General features: G+C 55.4%; 13 protein-coding genes. 8 read left to right on the top strand and 5 right to left on the bottom strand.

The features are described 5' to 3' along the window. Positions 1-25: 25 nt before the first annotated feature. Together B3K78_RS04290 and B3K78_RS04295 are read left to right on the top strand one after the other, a co-directional pair. Positions 26-1,252 (top strand): YeaH/YhbH family protein, encoded by a 1,227-nt coding sequence (locus tag B3K78_RS04290; protein WP_286694444.1) that lies wholly within the window; start codon positions 26-28, stop codon positions 1,250-1,252. Beyond that, positions 1,249-2,769, top strand: a complete 1,521-nt coding sequence (locus B3K78_RS04295; protein ID WP_027874462.1) for a SpoVR family protein — start codon at positions 1,249-1,251, stop codon at positions 2,767-2,769. Before B3K78_RS04290 ends, B3K78_RS04295 begins: the two co-directional genes overlap by 4 nt. 20 nt (positions 2,770-2,789) lie before the next feature. Here B3K78_RS04295 and B3K78_RS04300 read toward each other — a convergent pair whose 3' ends face one another. Continuing rightward, positions 2,790-3,602 (bottom strand): enoyl-CoA hydratase-related protein, encoded by an 813-nt coding sequence (locus B3K78_RS04300; RefSeq protein ID WP_286694445.1) that lies wholly within the window; start codon positions 3,600-3,602, stop codon positions 2,790-2,792. Positions 3,603-3,727: 125 nt separating this feature from the next. Here B3K78_RS04300 and B3K78_RS04305 point away from each other — a divergent pair, with 125 nt between their 5' ends. Further along, on the top strand, positions 3,728-4,039 hold the full coding sequence (locus B3K78_RS04305) for a DUF6482 family protein (protein WP_204995210.1): 312 nt from the start codon (positions 3,728-3,730) through the stop codon (positions 4,037-4,039). Positions 4,040-4,063: 24 nt separating this feature from the next. Here the strand turns inward: B3K78_RS04305 and folE are convergent, their stop codons facing one another. Continuing rightward, positions 4,064-4,717, bottom strand: coding sequence for a GTP cyclohydrolase I FolE (gene folE, locus B3K78_RS04310; protein WP_286694446.1), 654 nt, complete (start codon positions 4,715-4,717; stop codon positions 4,064-4,066). 165 nt (positions 4,718-4,882) lie between these two features. On the opposite strand from folE, the gene B3K78_RS04315 reads away from it, so the two are divergent. From B3K78_RS04315 to B3K78_RS04335, 5 genes are all read left to right on the top strand, one after another. Continuing rightward, entirely contained in the window at positions 4,883-5,962 is a 1,080-nt protein-coding gene (locus tag B3K78_RS04315) for an ADP-ribosylglycohydrolase family protein (RefSeq protein ID WP_286694447.1), read from the top strand. Positions 5,963-5,980: 18 nt separating this feature from the next. Further along, complete coding sequence (locus tag B3K78_RS04320) at positions 5,981-6,772, top strand: polyphosphate kinase 2 family protein (RefSeq protein ID WP_286694448.1); 792 nt, start codon at positions 5,981-5,983, stop codon at positions 6,770-6,772. Positions 6,773-6,958: 186 nt separating this feature from the next. Then, a complete protein-coding gene (locus B3K78_RS04325; protein WP_286694449.1) occupies positions 6,959-11,194 on the top strand; it encodes a response regulator in 4,236 nt (1,411 codons plus the stop codon). A 3-nt stretch (positions 11,195-11,197) separates the two neighbouring features. After that, entirely contained in the window at positions 11,198-12,163 is a 966-nt protein-coding gene (locus B3K78_RS04330) for a diguanylate cyclase (RefSeq protein WP_204995215.1), read from the top strand. 1 nt (position 12,164) lies between these two features. Further along, positions 12,165-13,457 (top strand): DsbA family protein, encoded by a 1,293-nt coding sequence (locus B3K78_RS04335; protein WP_286694450.1) that lies wholly within the window; start codon positions 12,165-12,167, stop codon positions 13,455-13,457. Positions 13,458-13,469: 12 nt separating this feature from the next. Here the strand turns inward: B3K78_RS04335 and B3K78_RS04340 are convergent, their stop codons facing one another. From B3K78_RS04340 to B3K78_RS04350, 3 genes are all read right to left on the bottom strand, one after another. Then, the gene (locus tag B3K78_RS04340) at positions 13,470-14,282 is read right to left on the bottom strand and encodes an SDR family NAD(P)-dependent oxidoreductase (RefSeq protein WP_286694451.1); all 813 of its coding nucleotides are present in this window, start codon (positions 14,280-14,282) and stop codon (positions 13,470-13,472) included. Between the two features lie 66 nt (positions 14,283-14,348). Continuing rightward, entirely contained in the window at positions 14,349-16,946 is a 2,598-nt protein-coding gene (locus B3K78_RS04345) for a TonB-dependent receptor (protein ID WP_286694452.1), read from the bottom strand. 38 nt (positions 16,947-16,984) lie between these two features. Continuing rightward, the gene (locus B3K78_RS04350) at positions 16,985-17,932 is read right to left on the bottom strand and encodes an NAD-dependent epimerase/dehydratase family protein (protein ID WP_286694453.1); all 948 of its coding nucleotides are present in this window, start codon (positions 17,930-17,932) and stop codon (positions 16,985-16,987) included. Between the last annotated feature and the right edge of the window lie 143 nt (positions 17,933-18,075).

An 18,075-nucleotide genomic window follows, 5' to 3' on the forward strand; every position in this document is an offset into this window, starting at 1 on the left:
GCCACGTCGAAAGCAAGGTGCGAATATGTCGATGATTATTGACCGCCGCCTGAACGACCGCAACAAAAATGCGACGAACCGTGCGCGGTTTATCAGGCGATATAAATCCCAGCTGAAGCGCTCTGTGGCAGACGTTGTCGCCGAGCGCTCCATCACCGATATGGGGCGCGGTGGCGAGGTGGGAATCCCGGTAAAAGATATTTCCGAACCGAAGTTCCGTATTGGCCAGGGTGGCGACCGGGAGATGGTTCACCCAGGCAACCACAGTTTCTCCCCCGGAGATCGCATCGCTAAACCCCAAGGTGGCGGTGGCGGTGAAGGCGAGGGCGGGGACGGCCAGGGTGAAGGCGGTGAGGGACAGGATAACTTTATGTTTACCCTGTCAAAAGAGGAGTTTATGAACCTCTTTTTCGACGACCTGGAACTGCCACGTTTAGCGCGTAATGTGCTGGGTGACGCTAAACAATTCACTTTTCGTCGTGCGGGCTATACCCCATCGGGGGTGCCGTCTAACCTGTCGGTGCGACGCAGCCTGCAAAATGCTATGGCCAGGAAGATCGCACTGGCGGCACCGCTGAAACGAGAACTGCGTGAGCTTGAGGAAAGTGGAGCTGATCCACAAGAAATTCAAGACTTAAAAGACCGCATTGATCGCATTCCCTTCTTGGATGAGTACGACCTCCGGTTCCGGCATAAAGTTAAGGAGCCCAAGCCAATTAGTCGCGCGGTTATGTTCTGTTTGATGGATGTATCGGCGTCGATGTCGGAACAAAAAAAAGACCTGGCCAAGCGCTTTTTTACCTTGCTGTATTTGTTCCTCAATCGAAAATATGAACATGTCGAGCTTGTATTTATTCGGCATACGTCAAACGCCGAAGAAGTTGACGAACACGCATTTTTTCACGACCCGCAAACCGGCGGTACGGTGGTGATGTCGGCGCTTAATTTGGCCGAAGAAATTATTAAAGATCGCTATGCGCCAGACCAGTGGAATATATACGGCGCGCAGGTGTCAGATGGCGACGCCTTTGGCAGCGATCCGCAACGCAGCGCGGCTAAGTTGCGCGACGATATTTTGCCGCACTGTCGCTACTACGCCTACGTAGAGGTGCCGGACAATGCCAGTAGCATCACGCCGCTGGGTGCCGCCTACAGCCAAATCCACAGCGAAAACTTTGCGGCCGCCAAAGTAATGGGGCGGCGCGATGTCTATCCAGTACTGCGGGAATTATTCCAGCGGGAGGCGGCGTGAGCGAGACGGTGAAAGACCGCGTATTGTCCCGGGGCGGCGACTGGGATTTTGATCTGCTGCGCAGCTACGACCGCGAGATAGCGAGCATCGCCAAAGAGTTTGGCTTGGACACTTACCCTAATCAAATTGAGGTGATTGCCTCTGAGCAAATGCTCGATGCCTACGCGTCCGTGGGCTTGCCTATCAGCTACACCCACTGGAGTTACGGAAAGGAATTTATTCGTAACGAAGAAGCCTATCGGCGCGGAATGCGTGGCTTGGCTTATGAGCTGGTGATTAATTCTGACCCCTGCATTGCCTATTTGATGGAAGACAATAGTATGCCGATGCAGGCCTTAGTCATTGCCCATGCCTGCTATGGACACAATTCCTTTTTTAAGGGGAATTACCTGTTTAAGCAGTGGACCAGCGCCGATGCGATTGTCGATTACATGGTATTTGCTCGTAAGTATATTTTTGAGTGCGAGCAAAAATATGGCATCGATCGTGTGGAGGAAACCCTCGATGCCTGTCATGCCTTGATGGACCATGGCGTGGACCGCTACCACCGGCCCTCACCACTTTCAGCGCAGGATGAATTGCGTCGTCAGCATGAGCGCGCAGAGCATGCGCGCAAGCAGTTTGATGATATTTGGCGAACATTGCCGCGCAAGGAAAAGCAGGGCGATGACGATGCACCCGCTGAGGCAGCAAATTTTCCCCCTGAGCCCCAGGAAAACTTGCTGTACTTTATCGAAAAATATTCACCCACCCTGGAAACGTGGCAGCGTGAGATCGTTCGGATCGTGCGTAAGCTCGCGCAGTATTTCTACCCGCAGGGTATGACTAAGGTGATGAACGAGGGGTGGGCGACGTTTTGGCACTATACCTTGCTCAACACCCTGTACGACCGCGGTTTGGTTGATGACGGTTTTATGTTCGAGATTCTCCAGTCTCATACCAATGTGGTCATGCAGCCGGGCTTTGATCATCCCGCTTACAGCGGTATTAACCCCTACGCTCTCGGTTTTGCCATGTTCCGAGACTTGCGCCGTATCTGCGAGTCGCCGGATGCTGAGGACCGCGCCTGGTTTCCCGATATTGCGGGGCGAGATTGGCGCGAAGTGCTCGATTTTGCGATGCGTAACTACAAAGACGAGTCGTTCATCGCGCAGTATTTGTCGCCAAAATTAATCCGCGAGTTCCACCTTTTTGCCATAGCGGATCAAGCGAAAAACGACTTTGTCGAGGTGGCGGCAATTCACAATGACGAGGGCTACCGTGACGTGCGGCGCCTGCTGTCACGGCAATACAATCGCGATATTTTGGTGCCGGACATCCAGGTGCTTCGCTATGAACATATGGGCGACCGCTCACTGCTGCTGCGATACACCCGGCTGCGCGACAGACCGCTTACCGACGATGCCAAAGAAGTGCTGAAGCATTTATCTAAGCTGTGGGGCTTTACGGTCAGCATGGAAGTGTTTGACGAGCGCGAGGGCGTTGTCGATCGCATCGATGTCAGCCCAGCGCGCTAGGGCCTAGCAGCAAGTGCTAATTAGCGGCCGCTGAACTCGGGCCTGGTTTTATCAAAAAATGCATTTACCGCCACCATGTGATCCTCTGTTTGGTGGCACTGGGCCTGAACATCGGCGCAAACGCTCAGGAAATCGTCCAGTTCCTGGCGTTGTGCAAGCTTCATTAGACGTTTGGTTTGCCTAAGTGCCTGTGGCGGCTTGCTGGCATAGGTGTTTGCATAGCCCTGGGCGCAGGACAAGAGTGTGTCGTCTGTGACCTTTTCCAACAATAAGCCGAGAGAGAGCGCTTCCTCTGCCTCAATAATACGCCCGCTGAAGCTCAACTCGGCGGCACGTTGGTAGCCCACTAAACGCTGCAGAAACCAGGCCCCGCCGTCACCGGGAATGATCCCCAAATTGATGAAGGTTTCGCCAAAGCGGGTACTGTCACAGCCGATACGCAGATCGCACATACAGGCGAGGTCAAAGCCAGCGCCGACCGCAGCGCCATTTACCGCAGCGATGGTAACCACCTCGGCGTTGTGCATTGCTCTTGAGATGCGTTGAATGCCATTGCGATAGCTGGCGCTGATCTCGGCTGGGTTGCCGCCAAACATACCTTGCTTGTCGCGCATTTCCTTTACATTGCCGCCAGCACTAAAGGCGCGGCCTTCACCAGTGAGAATTAAGCAGGAGATAGCGGGGTTTTGGTTTGCCCAGGTGACGGTATCGCAGATGTCGTCGATGAGCGCGCTGCCCGTTAGGGCGTTGCGGATGTCGTCGCGCTGGAAACACAATAGTGCGACTCGCCCGTCCACGGTCAAGGTTGCATCGCGCAGCGTTGGCATGGCCATTTGGTTTTCTCCCTCGTTTACGTCGCGGCAATTATGCCATAGCGGCCGCCATCGATAGCAGTGTGTTCACACGGATAGCGAAACACCTTTTACCTTGCCTGCGTATACCTAGTCGGAGGTGACCTATGACGAAATGTGAATTTGACGACCTGAATCATTACCCTGTATCTGAGATCGAGGTGCATTCTCTCGATGGCGGTATGTATGTACTTTCGGCGATTATTGACGGCGGAAGTTTCCCGGTCTATGAGCGCGGCAAGAGGATGGTAACGCGGGACATAACTAGCCTGCGAAGACGCTTGGCCGACTGTCGTTGCCAAACATTTTTTCTAATTCAGCGCAGTGCCTACGACGAAATGCTGGGCCAGCCAGTTAAGAGTGAGGAGACGGAAATGCGTATCGCGATAGCACCGCTCAGCGACGAGCATTTAATTTAAGGCGGGGTGAAGATGGCTGCCGCATTAGCGGCAGCTCTGGCTTAGAAACTCATTTCGCGTGCTGGGGTCGCTTTTAAAACTGCCACCCAGAGCTGTGGTTTGCGTACGTGAGTTAGTGTCCATGACGCCGCGACTTTTCACGCAGTAGTGAATCGCATCGATGGTAACGGCAACATCTTCAGTCTCTAGCAATGTTTGCAGAGCGACCAACACTTGTTGGGTAAGGCGCTCTTGCACCTGCGGCCGCTGCGCAAAGAAACGCACAATACGGTTAATCTTCGACAGTCCAATCACCTTCTCGCCGGGAATATAGGCGACCGTGGCTTCACCATCGATAGTAACGAAGTGGTGCTCGCAGGTGCTTGTTACGCTAACGCCACTGACCTTTACCATTTCTTCGACACGCATTTTGTTGTCGATATTGGTGATTTTCGGGAAGTTGTTGTAATCCAAGCCACAAAAAATTTCATCTACATACATTTTCGCAATCCGCGATGGGGTTTCTTCAAGACTGTCATCACTGAGATCGAGGCCGAGGGTTTCCATAACACCCAGCATCAAGTCGGCGATCCGCTGCTTTTTTTGGTCGTCATTCAGTGAGCTTTGGGGGCGCATCGGTGTTTCTAGGCCCGCTTCCAGTAATGCGCTGTGTACGGCACTGGCTTCCTTGGAAATCATGTTTTTGTCTCGTGTTGTTTTTCATCGTTTACGCAATTTACAGATATTTGGTTTCCTGACCGGTAAATCAAGTTAGTGCTCGCCTCGGTCGATTTGTGTCTCAGCCGCAAGCCGCAGTATTTGCGCCTACACTGGTAAGAGGATGGAAAAAGGTGAGGCGAAAAGATGGCCGAACAGAGCGAGCACTGGGCAGCAAACAGTGCTGACTACCAAAGAGCATGCTTGCTGGGCGGGGCGGTAGGTGACGCGCTGGGCGCCCCGGTGCAGTTCTTTAGTCTCGACGATATTGTGCAGCAGTACGGAGAGCGGGGCGTACTCGACTATATGCCGGTCTACGGAAGGAAGGGAGCGGTCACTGACGACACGCAACGCCTTATGTTCACCGCCGAAGGCATACTCCGCTACCGCGTGGCGAGCGCGAGAGGCGAGCAGCCAGATTTACGAAGTTTTATTCATCGCGCGGACTTACGTTGGCTATCCACGCAGACCACAACCACCACAGGGCAGCAGCGCAGTTTCTTATTGGCAGAGCGCGGGCTCTACAGTCAGCGAGCAGCGCGCGATAGTTTTCTGGCGGTGTTAAGTAAAAGTCAGCAGGGCGGCGTAACGGCTGACAACCAGTACCAGTTCGGTGCCGGTTTGAGCCGAATTGCGCCCCTTGCTGTGCACTTTGTTAGTGATACGCGCAAATTCTGGGGAGAGGCGCTGCGTGCTGAAATGTTCTCACTCAGCGCCGATATCAGCGCCCTCAGCGATGGCCACGTTAATGGTCGTTTAACCGGCGGCGCACTGGGCATACTGTTGCTTGGCTTGTTGTATGGTCACCCGCCTGAGGCGTGCCTGGCGCGGATCGACGAGCAGCTGCGCCCCAACAAGGACAGCCAAGCCTTGCGCCGAGCTATCGATCACGCCGTTGAGTTGGCCAATGCACAGCCAAACTCGGCCAGTGCCGCAGAATCCCTCTGTGGCGACTCTATGGCCCTGGACGTGTTTTCCGTTGCCTTGTACTCACTGCTCTGCGCCGAGGACTTTGCCTCTGGTCTGGTGCTGTCGGTTAATCACAGTGGTTTAAGTGACAGCTGCGGCGCGTTGGCGGGGCAGCTATTGGGTGCCTGGCGCGGCCTCGATGATATTCCACAGCATTGGCTACAAGACCTTGAGCATAAAGCGCTGCTAGACTGCTTGGCAGCGGACTTTTTGAAGTCCCCCGAAGACCCGCTAATGAAGCAACGTTATGGTGGTTAATTAAGGGAAGGGCGTTCTTTGACTCAAATTGACTTGTCGTCGTTACAGCACCCCGTTTTAGAAAAGAAACTCTACCGTCAGCGGCGCGACCAACTCCAGCTCGATCTAATGGCTTTGCAGCTGCAATTATACCGAAGCCGACGCCGTGCAATACTCGTGGTGGAGGGCCCGGATGCGGCGGGGAAAGGGGGCTTTTTGCGACGTGCCCTGCGGTATATGGATCCCCGAGGGGTGCGGGTCCATGCCATTGGGCCCCCGGATGCCATAGAGGCGGGTCAGCACTACCTGCAGCGAATTTGGCGGCGCCTGCCTACCTCCGGACAATTGTGTGTATTCGACCGCTCGTGGTACGGGCGTATTCTGGTGGAACATGTCGAGCACGGATACAACGAGCGGGAGCGTGCGTGTCGCGAGATCGCCGAATTTGAAAGGATGTTAGTTGACGACCAGATTATGGTGGTTAAGGTGCTGTTTTACATCGATAAAGAAACGCAGCGCAATCGTCTGTTGACCCGTTTGGAAAGCCCGGAGAAACATTGGAAGATCACCGATGCTGACCTGAATAGCTTTCCGTTTCATCATCAGTATTGCCAGGCCTACGAGTACATGTTGAAGCAGTGCTCCCAGCCGGTACCGTGGCAGCTTGTTGCGGCGAACGACAAGTACCATGCCCGGGTTGCCGGTATGGAGGCCCTGAGTGAGCAGTGGCGTCAGCACCTCGGAGAGCCGGCACACCCGCAGGCCAACGCGGCCTTTGTCGCAAGGGCTCGGCGCGTACTGGAGCGACGACGGGAAGACAGCGCCGATTGAATTCAAGGCGTTGTTATTGTGAGCGTTATCGCGCTGATTCTTACCAATACCGGTAGAAGGCTAGGGGCCAATACGAATACAGCTCTGCTGTGCGGCGGTGCACTATGTTTTAAAGGAGGGTGTGCGAGAATGACGGTAACATCCCGTTGTGACCCCTCCGGATGAAACGCGATATCAAAAGGATGCATGTTGATTTTTAAGCGCTTGAAGGACATCTACAACACGCTTGGCCCGCGATTACTCGCCGGTGTGCTGCTGGTCTTCCTCTGTGTATTTATTGTGATGTTTCCGCTGGCGGAGCGTCGTGCCTATCAACAGGAAGTGTCGGCGGTTGGCGAGGTGTTGAGCAGCCTTCTCGATGCTCGCGCGCGAGCGCTGGATAACCACATAGGCCAGTACGAAAGCGACACGCTTTTCCTGGCTAACACGCCGCCCATCTCTGGCATTATGCGCGCCTCGGAAAATTCCGGGGAGGATCCCGACACTCGCAGCAACCTGCAAGACTGGCAGCAGCGCTTACAAGAGATTTTTAGTGCCTACATGTACAGCCGCGGTGAGGTACGTCAGCTGCGCTTTATCGGAATGGATGACGGTGGGCGGGAATTAGTGCGCGTCGACAGTGATGGCGAGTCCGTTCAAATTATTCCCCAGTCTCAGTTGCAGCAAAAAGGCCATAGTGACTACGTTAAAGAATCTAGCAAGCTCAATGAAGGCGAGGTGTATTTTTCGCGGGTTAATTTTAACCGCGAGCGCGGGAAGATCGAGCGCCCACTTTGGCCCACGCTGCGAATAGCAACGCCGGTTTTCGACGCGCAACAGCGTCTGTTTGGCGTGGTCGTGATGAATCTGGATTTTAGCTATAGCCAGCGATTGATCCGGGAAGATCTGCCCCAGGGCTACCGAGTTTACCTCCTCGATGAAGAGCAGCATTTTTTGTTGCATCCCTACAGTGAAAAAACCCTGGCCTACGAACTTGGGCCGTCCTATCAGTGGGGGCAGGCCTTCGATGCGCCGATGGCCGATGGCCTGAGGCCCTATCGTGAGCGCGGTGGGGAAGCCACTTGGTACTCACTGAAACAGCGATTGACCTACGATGACCGCCATTGGGTCACGTTGGTTGTCGCCGCAGATCAAGCGCTGGTTGATGATGCCGTATTTCGCATGCTGCGTTTTAATGCGGCGGTTTTTGTGTGCTTTACGCTGATCACCTTCATATTACTTCTTCAGTTCGTTGTGAATATGCGCCGACGCGACGAAGCCATTGAGCGAAATGCGGAGCGAGTCGCGATTATCGATGGCAGTAACGATGCCGTGATCGCGGTCAGTCTGGATGGCGTGGTGATTAGCTGGAACGCAGCGGCAGAGTTGCTGTTCGGCTATCGCGAAGACGAGGTGGTAGGGAAGACGACGGCGTCACTGATTTTGCCGGATGACTGCAGAGATGAAGAGCAGCTTTTTCTAAAGCAGATGCGCGCGGGTGTGCCTGTGCCGCATGTGGAAACGCACCGGAAAGATAAATCGGGTAACCGTATTGAGGTCGCTATTAATGTCTCGCCTGTGAAGGTCGCGGGTAAAATAACCAGCGCGGCGATGATCGTCCGGGATATCAGCCAGGAGAAGGAATCGCGCAGCAAATTGCGCCAGCTCAATGAGTCCCTTGAAGAGGTGGTGGCCCAGCGTACCAAGGACCTGAGTGAGACCTTGGCAACTCAGCGGGCAATTCTTGAAAAGGCCGGCTACGGAATTATCGCCAGCGACCCCAGGGGCAAAATCACCCTGTTTAATTCCGCTGCGGAAAAAATGCTCGGCTATCGCCAAGAAGAGGTGGTAGGCCAGCGCTATATCAACAGCTTCTTTGTCGGCGACGAATTTAACCAGGCCCTGCGTGAAAAGGCGATTGAACAGGGCGGTGAGCTCGATACCTATTCGCTTTTAAAGGCGGGTTTCAGCGATGAACGAGAGTGGGTATTTCGTCGACGGGATGGGCAAGAGTTCCCAGTGTTATTAAAAACCGTATCGATGCTCAGCGACGAGGGGGATGTACTGGGCTTCCTCAGCGTGGCCGTGGACTTAACCACCCGCAAGCAAGAACAGCGCGAGCTGGAGCACGCCAGGGCGGTGGCGGAGGACGCCAGCAAAGCAAAGAGCGAATTCCTCGCCAATATGAGCCATGAAATTCGCACACCGATGAATGCGGTGCTGGGGATGCTAAACCTATTGGATCATACCGGCCTCAATGCAAGGCAGCGCGATTATGTGCAAAAGGCCAGTGGCGCTGCCGAGGCCTTGCTGGGGATCATCAACGATATTCTGGATTTCTCCAAAATCGAGGCCGGTAAGCTGTTGCTGGACCCTCACCCCTTTAGCGTGGACGAGGTCTTGCGCGATATCGCCAATATTCTGAGTATGAATGTTGACGAAAAACAACTGGAAATACTCTTCAATGTGGACCCGGCCATTCCCAGTCAGGTGTGTGGTGATGCCCTGCGTATCAAGCAGGTGCTTATCAATCTCGCCGGGAATGCCGTGAAGTTCACCGATAGCGGCGAAGTGATGATCAGTGTGGTGGTGCAGCACCAGCAGCGCCAGCGCATTGTTTTGGGTTTCAGCGTTCGCGACACCGGTATTGGCATGTCGGTTGAACAGCAGCAGCGCATTTTTCAGTCTTTCTCTCAGGCCGAGGCGGGAACGACCCGTCGATATGGCGGCACGGGGCTCGGCCTGGTGATCTGTCAGCGCTTGATCCGCATGATGGGTGGTGAACTCGAAGTCGACAGCGAGGAAGGCCGCGGCAGTACGTTTTCATTTAGCCTGTTGTTAGAAAATGTCGAAGGGGCAGAGCGCTCGGCACCGCGTGCGCGTGAACTCTCTCAGGGTTTACAGGGTCTTCGTATACTGTGTATTGATGACAACGCCAACGCGCGACAGATCATCTCTACCAGTTGCGAGTCGATGGGCTGGCACTGCGACGAAGCGGCGGATGGCGAGTCCGGCGTGGAAAAAATCCGCTCTGCCTCGGCGCCATACGATGTCGTGTTTATCGATTGGATGATGCCGGGCATGAACGGCTGGCAAACCGCTGAGGCGATCCGCCGCGAACAGGATGAGCGCTGTCCAAAACTGGTGATGGTGACCGCCCACGCGAAAGATGTATACGCGCAGGAAGAACGCGAGGGCGGCAGCCCGATGGATGGTTTTTTGATGAAGCCGGTAACCGCCTCAGATATTTTCAATGCGGTTAGCGAAGCGCTGACACATGCTGTGGCACCGAGCTTGCCGGCGAGGGCGGAGCCGAAGCCGGTAGAGGCAGTCTCCGAGGTGGATGACAGCGACAAGAACCAGGTTGTCAGTCCAGTGGCGAAGGGTTCGCTGGCAGGTATGCGCCTGTTATTAGTGGAGGACAATCTCACCAACCAACAAGTGGCGCGGGAGCTGCTGGCATTGGAGGGCGCTGAGATCGAGTTGGCTGAAAACGGCTTGGAGGCGCTGGAGCAAATACGCACGAGTGCATCGCCCTTTGATGCTGTATTGATGGATTTGCAAATGCCTGAGATGGACGGCCTGACAGCGACCAGGAAGATTCGTCAGGAAATGGGTCTGGTAGATTTGCCCATCATCGCGATGACCGCCAACGCCCTGCCATCTGATCGCAAGGCCTGCTTAGACGCAGGAATGAATGATCATGTAGGCAAGCCTTTTGAGCTGTCTGAATTGGTTGATGCCGTGTTAAAGGCCGCGGGGCGAGAAGCAGTGGCCGATGAGTCAGTTGTGGTTGAGCGTGTCGAGCCCGATTTGCCAGCGTCACCGGAGGGCTTCAATTTTAAGGAAGCCTTGCTGCGCATGGGGAATAATCGCGGCTTGCTGGTCGCACAGGCGCGACGATTTGCCGACAGGCATTGCGGCGATCTCAAACTGGTTGAAAAAAGCCTGCGTGGAAATAACGCGCCGCTGGCGACTCGTGAATTGCATACTGTGCGCGGTGTTGCCGCCACACTGGGGGCTTCGGCGCTGGCGCAGATGTTGGGTGATCTTGAGGATGCTTGTAAACAGGGGGCAAGTGCCGATGCCCTTGCTGAGGATCTTCAGCGTGCAGACGCTGAATTAAAACGCGCGTGTGCCGTTTTTAGTGAGTTGGCGAACCAGTTGACGCCCGCGCCCAGTGCAGGCGATGAAGGGCATACCAAGGTGGATGCCGCGCAGCTACTCAAGGGTTGTGAGGAGCTAGAAGCCCTCCTTCGTGACAGTAATATGCGCGCGATGGCCGTGCACGATACGCTCCGCGCGGAAGGGGGCTTGGCAGCGGTCGCCGGAGCCGAGATACTGGCGGAATCCATAGCGAGTCTCGATTTTGCCGGCGCCCTTGCTGCGCTGGAGCGTGTTAAGGCAGAGCTCGACGCACAAAACAGTAATACGGAGCTGTAAACAATGACGGAAAAGGCACTCGACTGGGTGAAGCCGATGTTGCGGTCGCTGCCAAAGCTACTGCTCGTCGACGACCAGCCGGTGAATATCCAGACCCTCTATCAGATTTTCGCTGACGATCACGAAGTGTTCATGGCGACGAGTGGCGAGCAAGCGCTGGCGCTGTGTCGAGACAAACAGCCCGATCTGGTATTGCTGGACGTGATCATGCCGGGTATGGATGGCCTGGAAACCTGCCAACGCTTGAAAGAGGATGCCGATACCGCCGACATTCCTGTGATTTTTGTGACCTCGCAAAATAGCCCCGAAGAGGAGACCCACGGCCTGGAGGTGGGGGCTGTCGACTTTATTAGCAAGCCAGTAAACCCCGCAGTGGTTAGAGCTCGGGTAAAAACGCAGCTCACACTGAAAGCGCAAACCGATGCGCTGCGCATGCTTGCTTCCCTGGATGGTTTGACCGGCGTGCCCAATCGACGCATTTTCGATGAGCGGCTGGATGCCGAGTGGCGGGCATGTCGCCGTTCAGGGTCGCCCCTTTCGTTGCTGATGGTTGATGTTGATCACTTCAAACTCTACAACGACCACTATGGCCACTTGGACGGTGACCAGTGTTTGAAGGCAATAGCATCGGCGTTGGCTTCCAGTGTTGAGCGCGGACGCGATATGCTCGCCCGTTTCGGCGGTGAGGAATTTGTCTGCCTGTTACCGGATACCGACCTGGAGGGCGCCAAACATATTGCCGAAAAATTGCGTCAGGCCGTTGAAGGGCTGGCGATCCCCCACGTTGAATCGAAAACGGCGGCAACGGTAACGGTGAGTCTCGGGGTTGCCACCACCGCCGAGTGCGATGCACTGGAGCCGCCGGACCTGCTCAAAATTGCCGATGAGCAGTTGTATCTTGCCAAGCAATCTGGCCGCAACCGCGTCTGTGGCGTGCAATTTCCGCTAGCTCAGCAAGCCGAGTCGTGACATGAACCCGCTAATGCCCCACCTTGCCCGGGTGCTTTCAAGTACGTCCTTACTTTCCTTGCGGCGGGGCTACCACAGCGCGAAGCGGCGTTTGGCAGGTAGGCCGCATACGCTCGATGTGTTCATTCGCGTTGATGACCCCTACAGCTATTTACTATTGCAGGTAATGGACGATGTCTGCTCGCGCTTTAATGTCGAGGTAAAGTGGTGGGTGATCGTCGAGTCGCCCGAGGACATGTACCCGGAAAAAACCATGTGGCGGGAGTATGCCTGTCGCGACGCTGAACATCTTGCCAGGCTATACAACTTAGACTTTCCCTCACAATTGCCCGCGTTAGAGCAGGCCGCTATCGACCATACGGCGGTATCCCTTCTATCGTTACCCGTAGACGATTTTCCGCGGCAAGCGCGCGGCCTGCTGGCGGCGCTCTGGCAGGGACGGATGCCGACGCAATTACTCGCGTTGGATTCCTGGGCCCGTCAGTGCCTGGCGGAAAACTCTCAACGCTTACAAACGCTGGGGCATTACGCTGGGGCGATGATTTACTGTGCGCCGGAATGGTATTGGGGCGTGGACCGGCTGGATCACCTTGAACGGCGGCTTATTGCTGAAGGCGGTGCAAAGCGGTCGGATGAAAAGGCGGTGTATACGCGCAGCTACAGCGGTTTTTGTCGCGGTGAGCGCGCCGATGTTGTCGATCCCGATCTACCCTTAGTGCTCTATTGGTCTGCACGCAGCCCCTATTCATACTTGGCGCTAGAGAAGGCGGCGCAGCTGAGTGAGCACTACGGCATCGCGCTTGAGGTGAAGCCGGTGCTGCCGATGATGATGCGCGGGATGCCTGTACCTCCTGACAAGAAAATGTATATTTTTCATGACACGGTTCGGGAGGCGGAAAAGCAGGGCCTGGAGTACGGTTTTGTTGCCGACCCGCTGGGCGATGCCGTGGAGCGTTGCTATGCACTTTGTGACTACGCGGAGTCTAGCGGACGCTTGCTACCGTTTTTGCTCAGTTTTGCCCGCGGCGTAAATGCTCAAGGTATTGATGCCGCCAGCGATCGAGGATTGAAGCGCATTATTCAGCGCTGTGGTTTGGATTGGGAGGCGGCGCGACAACAACTCGGCAATGAACACTGGCGGGGCGCGGTGCAAAAAAACCTGGAAGAGATGTATGCCATGGGTTGCTGGGGCGTGCCGAGTTTTCGCTATGGCGAGTTAGTGCTATGGGGGCAGGACCGCATTGGCATTGTGGAAAATGCCATGATAGGTAGCGCGGCCCTGCACCGCTGCTAAGCGACCTGTCGCTTAGCTCAGGCGAGCAAATGTTTTTGCCAGCAGCTGTGATAACAGGCCGGGAAATGCGCCGCTGACAATTTTAAATACCCTCGCGTCGACGCCAATACAAATACTGCGCTTGTTACGCTCTATCGCGCCTACAATGCGCTGCGCGGCGTAGTGTGCACTCACTCCAACGCGCTGCGCCAGTCGCATATTTTTCTCTGCCTGCTGTACATCGTCCGATTCTTTGAGTGTGGCCAGAATCATATCGGTCTTAATGGCTCCCGGATGAATACAGCTGACGCCGATTCCCTCGCCACTCAGTTCCGCGCGTAACGAGTCACTGAATTTTTGCAGGGCCGCTTTGCTACTGCTGTACGAACACTGGCTGGGAAGGCCGAAGAATGCTGCCATGCTAGAAAGATTGACGATGTGTCCTTGCCCGCTGTTTCTGAGCAGCGGCAGCAATTCTCGACTGAGAAACACAGCACTAAAAAAATTCAGTTGGAAGACCTTTTCCCAATCCGTTTGGCGGTGGTTTTCAGTACTCTTCTGCAGAGTTATCCCTGCGTTGTTTATCAGAATATCAATCGATGTGTACTGCTCTTTCAGTGCATCGACTAGATCAATCAGCTGATGGCGGTCGCAGAGGTCGGCGGTGTGACAAGAAATTGTGACACCTTGTCCCTCCAGTGAATCCGCTAACTGTTTGAGTGCGTCACCGTTGATATCAACCAGTGCGAGGTGGCAGCCTTTACTGGCCAGAAGCGCCGCCAGCGCACTGCCGAGGCCACCGGCGGCACCAGTGATCAAGGCCGTTTTAGCTGTAAAAGGGTTCATCAATTCGCTCGTAAAAAAAGGGCAGTGGCCGGAGGGTGGGCCGAACACTGCCGAATGACAGGAAGGTTAGAAGGTTTTACGAAGTTCTATGCCGTAGGTGCGCGGGTCGCCGAGCACGGTAGTGAGTGTGCCGATACTGTCGCCGGCGGCTACCGCACCAATGTCGTAGCGCTCGTCGGTCAGGTTTTTCACGTAGGCGGCAATGCTCAGGTCATCGGCGTCGTTGCTCCAGCTCAGGCGCGCGTCGAAGAGCACATAGGCATCGGCATACGTGAGTGCTTCCTTGCGTTTTGACGCCTCCCACGCGCCTCGGTCCAGGCCGAGGTAAATATCGCTCTTATAGCTGGCGTCTAGTCGCGGCACGAAGCGGCCGAACTCGGTATTGAGCGTGTACTGGATACCCAGTGCCGCTGTTTCTTCCGGCGATACTGCAAATTCTTCGTCAGAACGGTCGATGGGAACGAATTCGCCACGCAACGCCAGCGACTTCAAGTCGTTGTCCATGAACTCTTCGTAGCGATAGTTATTGTTGCTGTAGGTGAAGTTCACCATGGTGTTCATCGACGGGAACCACATGACTTCCAGCTCGGCACCCTCGATCAGCGATTCGCCAGCATTTTGTGACCCGACTACCAGGGTGTTGTTCGAGTCGACGTTTACCGTGATCAAATGCATATTTTGGAAGGTCATTGAGTAGGCCGCCAGATTCACGCGCAAGGAGCGCTCCAGGGCGTCAATTTTTATCCCCACTTCGCGGTTCTCCAGTTCCTCGGGTTCGACCACGCTGAGGCCGTCTAAACCAAAGGGCTCCTGAAAGCCGGATTTAAAGCCGTTGCTCCACGTCGCATAGACCATTGCTGAATTAATCAGGCTGCCGTCGAGCAGTTCTTCAGGGAAAATATACGCGGCCGATGCCATGGGCGTGAATTGACGGAAAGTATCCTCTCTTTCATCAATCTTGGCGTCGCCCAGTGGTGCCCGAATATCGCCGGGGAAGCGCTCGCGCAGAATATTGTTGGCAATGCTGAGCGGGTCCTGTGACCACCGGCCCAGGAAGGCCATCGCCCCCATGGACGGTAAAAGCGGCACAAAGCGCGGATCGGCGCTGGACACAATAGAGGTTACTTCCGCCAGGTCGGCGCTGCGGGTTACCAGATAGGAATCGCGGGTTTCTTCGGTGTAACGGCCACCTACCGTCAGTTCTAGGTGATCGGTGATATGCCATGTTGCCTGTGTAAAGGCGGCGAAGGTTTCTCCGTCGATGTCAAAGTCTTGAACGGTGGCCAATGGCAGAGCGGCGGCCACGAGCGGCACAGTGCCACCGGGAATGAGGCCAGTAATACCACTGAGAAGGTCGGTGAGCATGTCCAGGTCTAACCCGGCCTGTCCGGCAGCGAGCCCGAGAAAATCAATGGGTTCAGAGCCAACGAGCGGGTTGGCGGTGTTAAAGCGCTCCGATTTGTACTCGTCCTGCCAGAAAATACCGGCGGCATAGTCGACGCTATCGAACAACACGCCGTTAAATTGCAGCTCGAAAGTGAGGGATTCCTGAAGGCTGTCGTCCAGCAAATCTGCCCGCAAAAACTCAGCAGGGCCGCCTTCGTCTGCGGTTGTCTGAGGGTTGTATTTGGTGGCATCCCGATAGCCGATGATCGACTTCATGCTGTGGTCGGCATTGAACTGGTAGTCGAAGGTCAGGCCCAGCATGAGTTCATCCTGATCCTTATGCTGTCGCTGGCTGTCGCCTTGGTTGGTATGCAAATCCTTCTGGGATTCGCGGGCGTTCGCGGCGCAGTTGTCGCGATAGGCGCTGGGGTTATTTGGGTCGGTATCACCCGGCCAGAGTATCCCGAGGCCGTCTACAAACAGGGCATCGTCATTAATAATGCGGCAGTGGTAAGACGGAAAGTTTTCCCGCGTGCGGCCGACAAAGGCAAAACCGTCGATGGTTAAATCATCGCTTGCCAGCCAGCGCGTTTGGAAAATGGCAGACAGCCGATCGATCGACTGATTTTCCCGGCCGGTGGCGTCCTTCAGGAAGCCGTCGCGGCGGCGGGTGTTTACCGATATGCGGGTCAGCAATTCATCATTGATGGGTAAGTCGACCGCGGCCTGCAGGCGCTGCTCATTGTAGTTACCGAGACTGCCCTCAATATAGCCGCCGAATTCTTCTCCCGGTTTTGTCAGGGTGAAGACCAGGGCACCCCCGGTATTGTTCTTACCGAACAGCGTTCCCTGCGGCCCACGCAGAACCTGAACGCTGTCTACATCGATGGTATCCAAGAGCTGGCCATCCGGACGTGGGATGAAAATACCGTCTAAATAGACACTCACTGACGGGTCGAAGCGCGCAAAGGGCGCTCGCTGGCCGATGCCGCGAATAAAAATTTGTGGCGATGTGCTGTTATTGATTTGCAGGCTGGGCACCGACTTACTCAACTCCTGAGCGCCGAGTATGCCCTGCTCACGTAGCGAGTCCCCGGTGATCGCGGTGACGGCGACCGGCGTTTCCTGAATGCTCTCAGCGCGTTTTCGCGCGGTGACGATCACTTCTTCAATCACGCCCGCGGAGCTGCCTTGGTTCGCCGCCACGGCGGGGGGCAGGGTTGCCGCCATGAGTCCTGCCAGTGTGAGAGGAAGGCGGTGGTTTTTCTGCGTTTTCATAGAACACACCTTTATCATTATCTGCATAGGTTTAAGGGTTAAAGTTGCTTGAGCACCGTTGGCAGAAGCGGCCGCAATATCGGCCGAAGTGGCCAGAGTAGACGCCTGACGCTGGCAAAGAGCGTGTGCATTTCCTGCTGGTAGTCTTCGAAGCTGTGCCGTTGATAATTCAGCAGTGCCTGGGACTCGCGCGTATCCATCCAATGGGTGTAGAAATTTGCCTGTCCGTGAATACCCTCTGGTAGTGGCAATCCCAGCGCTTGAAACGCGGTATTGATGAATTGCCGTTGATTGATTTGGCAGCGTTCCCCGCCACCGAGTAAAAGTGTTTTGGCTTGAGCGGCGGGGCAGCTCAGTGCTCGACTAATCGCTAGCGCGACATCGCGGGGGTGAATGTATTCCAGCGGCGTGTCAGGGTGAATCGCCAGCAGCTGTCGAAGTACCTCGCGCTCTGTTCGCGTGGTGCGAGCATCTACCGAGACCCCCACTCGCATAATCACCCAGGGAATAGCCGATTGCTGAAGGTATTGCTCAACTGCCAGCTTGTGCTCGGTGTATTGGTCAGTGGCGATCACCGGGTCTGCACAATGGCGCAGTGGCGCCTGGCGTTGTGAGTGTCCGAACACGGTTACCGACGATGGAAAGATAAACAGCGGGGCCCGCGACTGCGCTTGCGCCTGGTCGATAAGTGAACAGCTAGCGTCGACGTTTACCCGATGAGCGACAGCGGGTGCACGCTCGGTTAAGGGGGGCAGCATTGAGGCGAGGTGGACGATGGCATCCATGTCGTCGACTAGCGCCGCGTGCTGGGTGCTATCAGTGATATCGCCCAGCAGGATTTCACAGCGTGCTTGATAGGGTTTGGCTAATTGCCGCTGTCGTGGCGCATCCAGGTCGCAGCAGCGCAGCTGATGGCCGTCGGCCAATAGCTGTTCCACCACCAATTGCCCCAGGTTACCAAACGCCCCTGTTACCAGTACTTTCATCGGGCGAGGCCTTTGCCTTTACGGCGAGCTTGTGAACAGTGCGACTGCATAATGTCTCGTTATTTTTTGTAACTGGTTTACATAAGTTGCTCGGCAAGATATATAATCGCGTTACATAAGTCAACGTCGCGGCGTCGACGCCA

The organism is Spongiibacter sp. UBA1325, from assembly GCF_002306875.1.
Taxonomy (GTDB): Bacteria; Pseudomonadota; Gammaproteobacteria; order Pseudomonadales; family Spongiibacteraceae; genus Spongiibacter; species Spongiibacter marinus.

What these genes read in the sequence shown, in the direction of transcription:
- B3K78_RS04345 (WP_286694452.1), bottom strand. Translation starts at nt 16,946, where the DNA reads ATGAAAACGCAGAAAAACCACCGCCTTCCTCTCACACTGGCAGGACTC.
- B3K78_RS04290 (WP_286694444.1), top strand. Translation starts at nt 26, where the DNA reads ATGTCGATGATTATTGACCGCCGCCTGAACGACCGCAACAAAAATGCG.
- folE (WP_286694446.1), bottom strand. Translation starts at nt 4,717, where the DNA reads ATGATTTCCAAGGAAGCCAGTGCCGTACACAGCGCATTACTGGAAGCG.
- B3K78_RS04330 (WP_204995215.1), top strand. Translation starts at nt 11,198, where the DNA reads ATGACGGAAAAGGCACTCGACTGGGTGAAGCCGATGTTGCGGTCGCTG.
- B3K78_RS04325 (WP_286694449.1), top strand. Translation starts at nt 6,959, where the DNA reads ATGTTGATTTTTAAGCGCTTGAAGGACATCTACAACACGCTTGGCCCG.
- B3K78_RS04305 (WP_204995210.1), top strand. Translation starts at nt 3,728, where the DNA reads ATGACGAAATGTGAATTTGACGACCTGAATCATTACCCTGTATCTGAG.
- B3K78_RS04315 (WP_286694447.1), top strand. Translation starts at nt 4,883, where the DNA reads ATGGCCGAACAGAGCGAGCACTGGGCAGCAAACAGTGCTGACTACCAA.
- B3K78_RS04300 (WP_286694445.1), bottom strand. Translation starts at nt 3,602, where the DNA reads ATGGCCATGCCAACGCTGCGCGATGCAACCTTGACCGTGGACGGGCGA.
- B3K78_RS04340 (WP_286694451.1), bottom strand. Translation starts at nt 14,282, where the DNA reads ATGAACCCTTTTACAGCTAAAACGGCCTTGATCACTGGTGCCGCCGGT.
- B3K78_RS04335 (WP_286694450.1), top strand. Translation starts at nt 12,165, where the DNA reads ATGAACCCGCTAATGCCCCACCTTGCCCGGGTGCTTTCAAGTACGTCC.
- B3K78_RS04350 (WP_286694453.1), bottom strand. Translation starts at nt 17,932, where the DNA reads ATGAAAGTACTGGTAACAGGGGCGTTTGGTAACCTGGGGCAATTGGTG.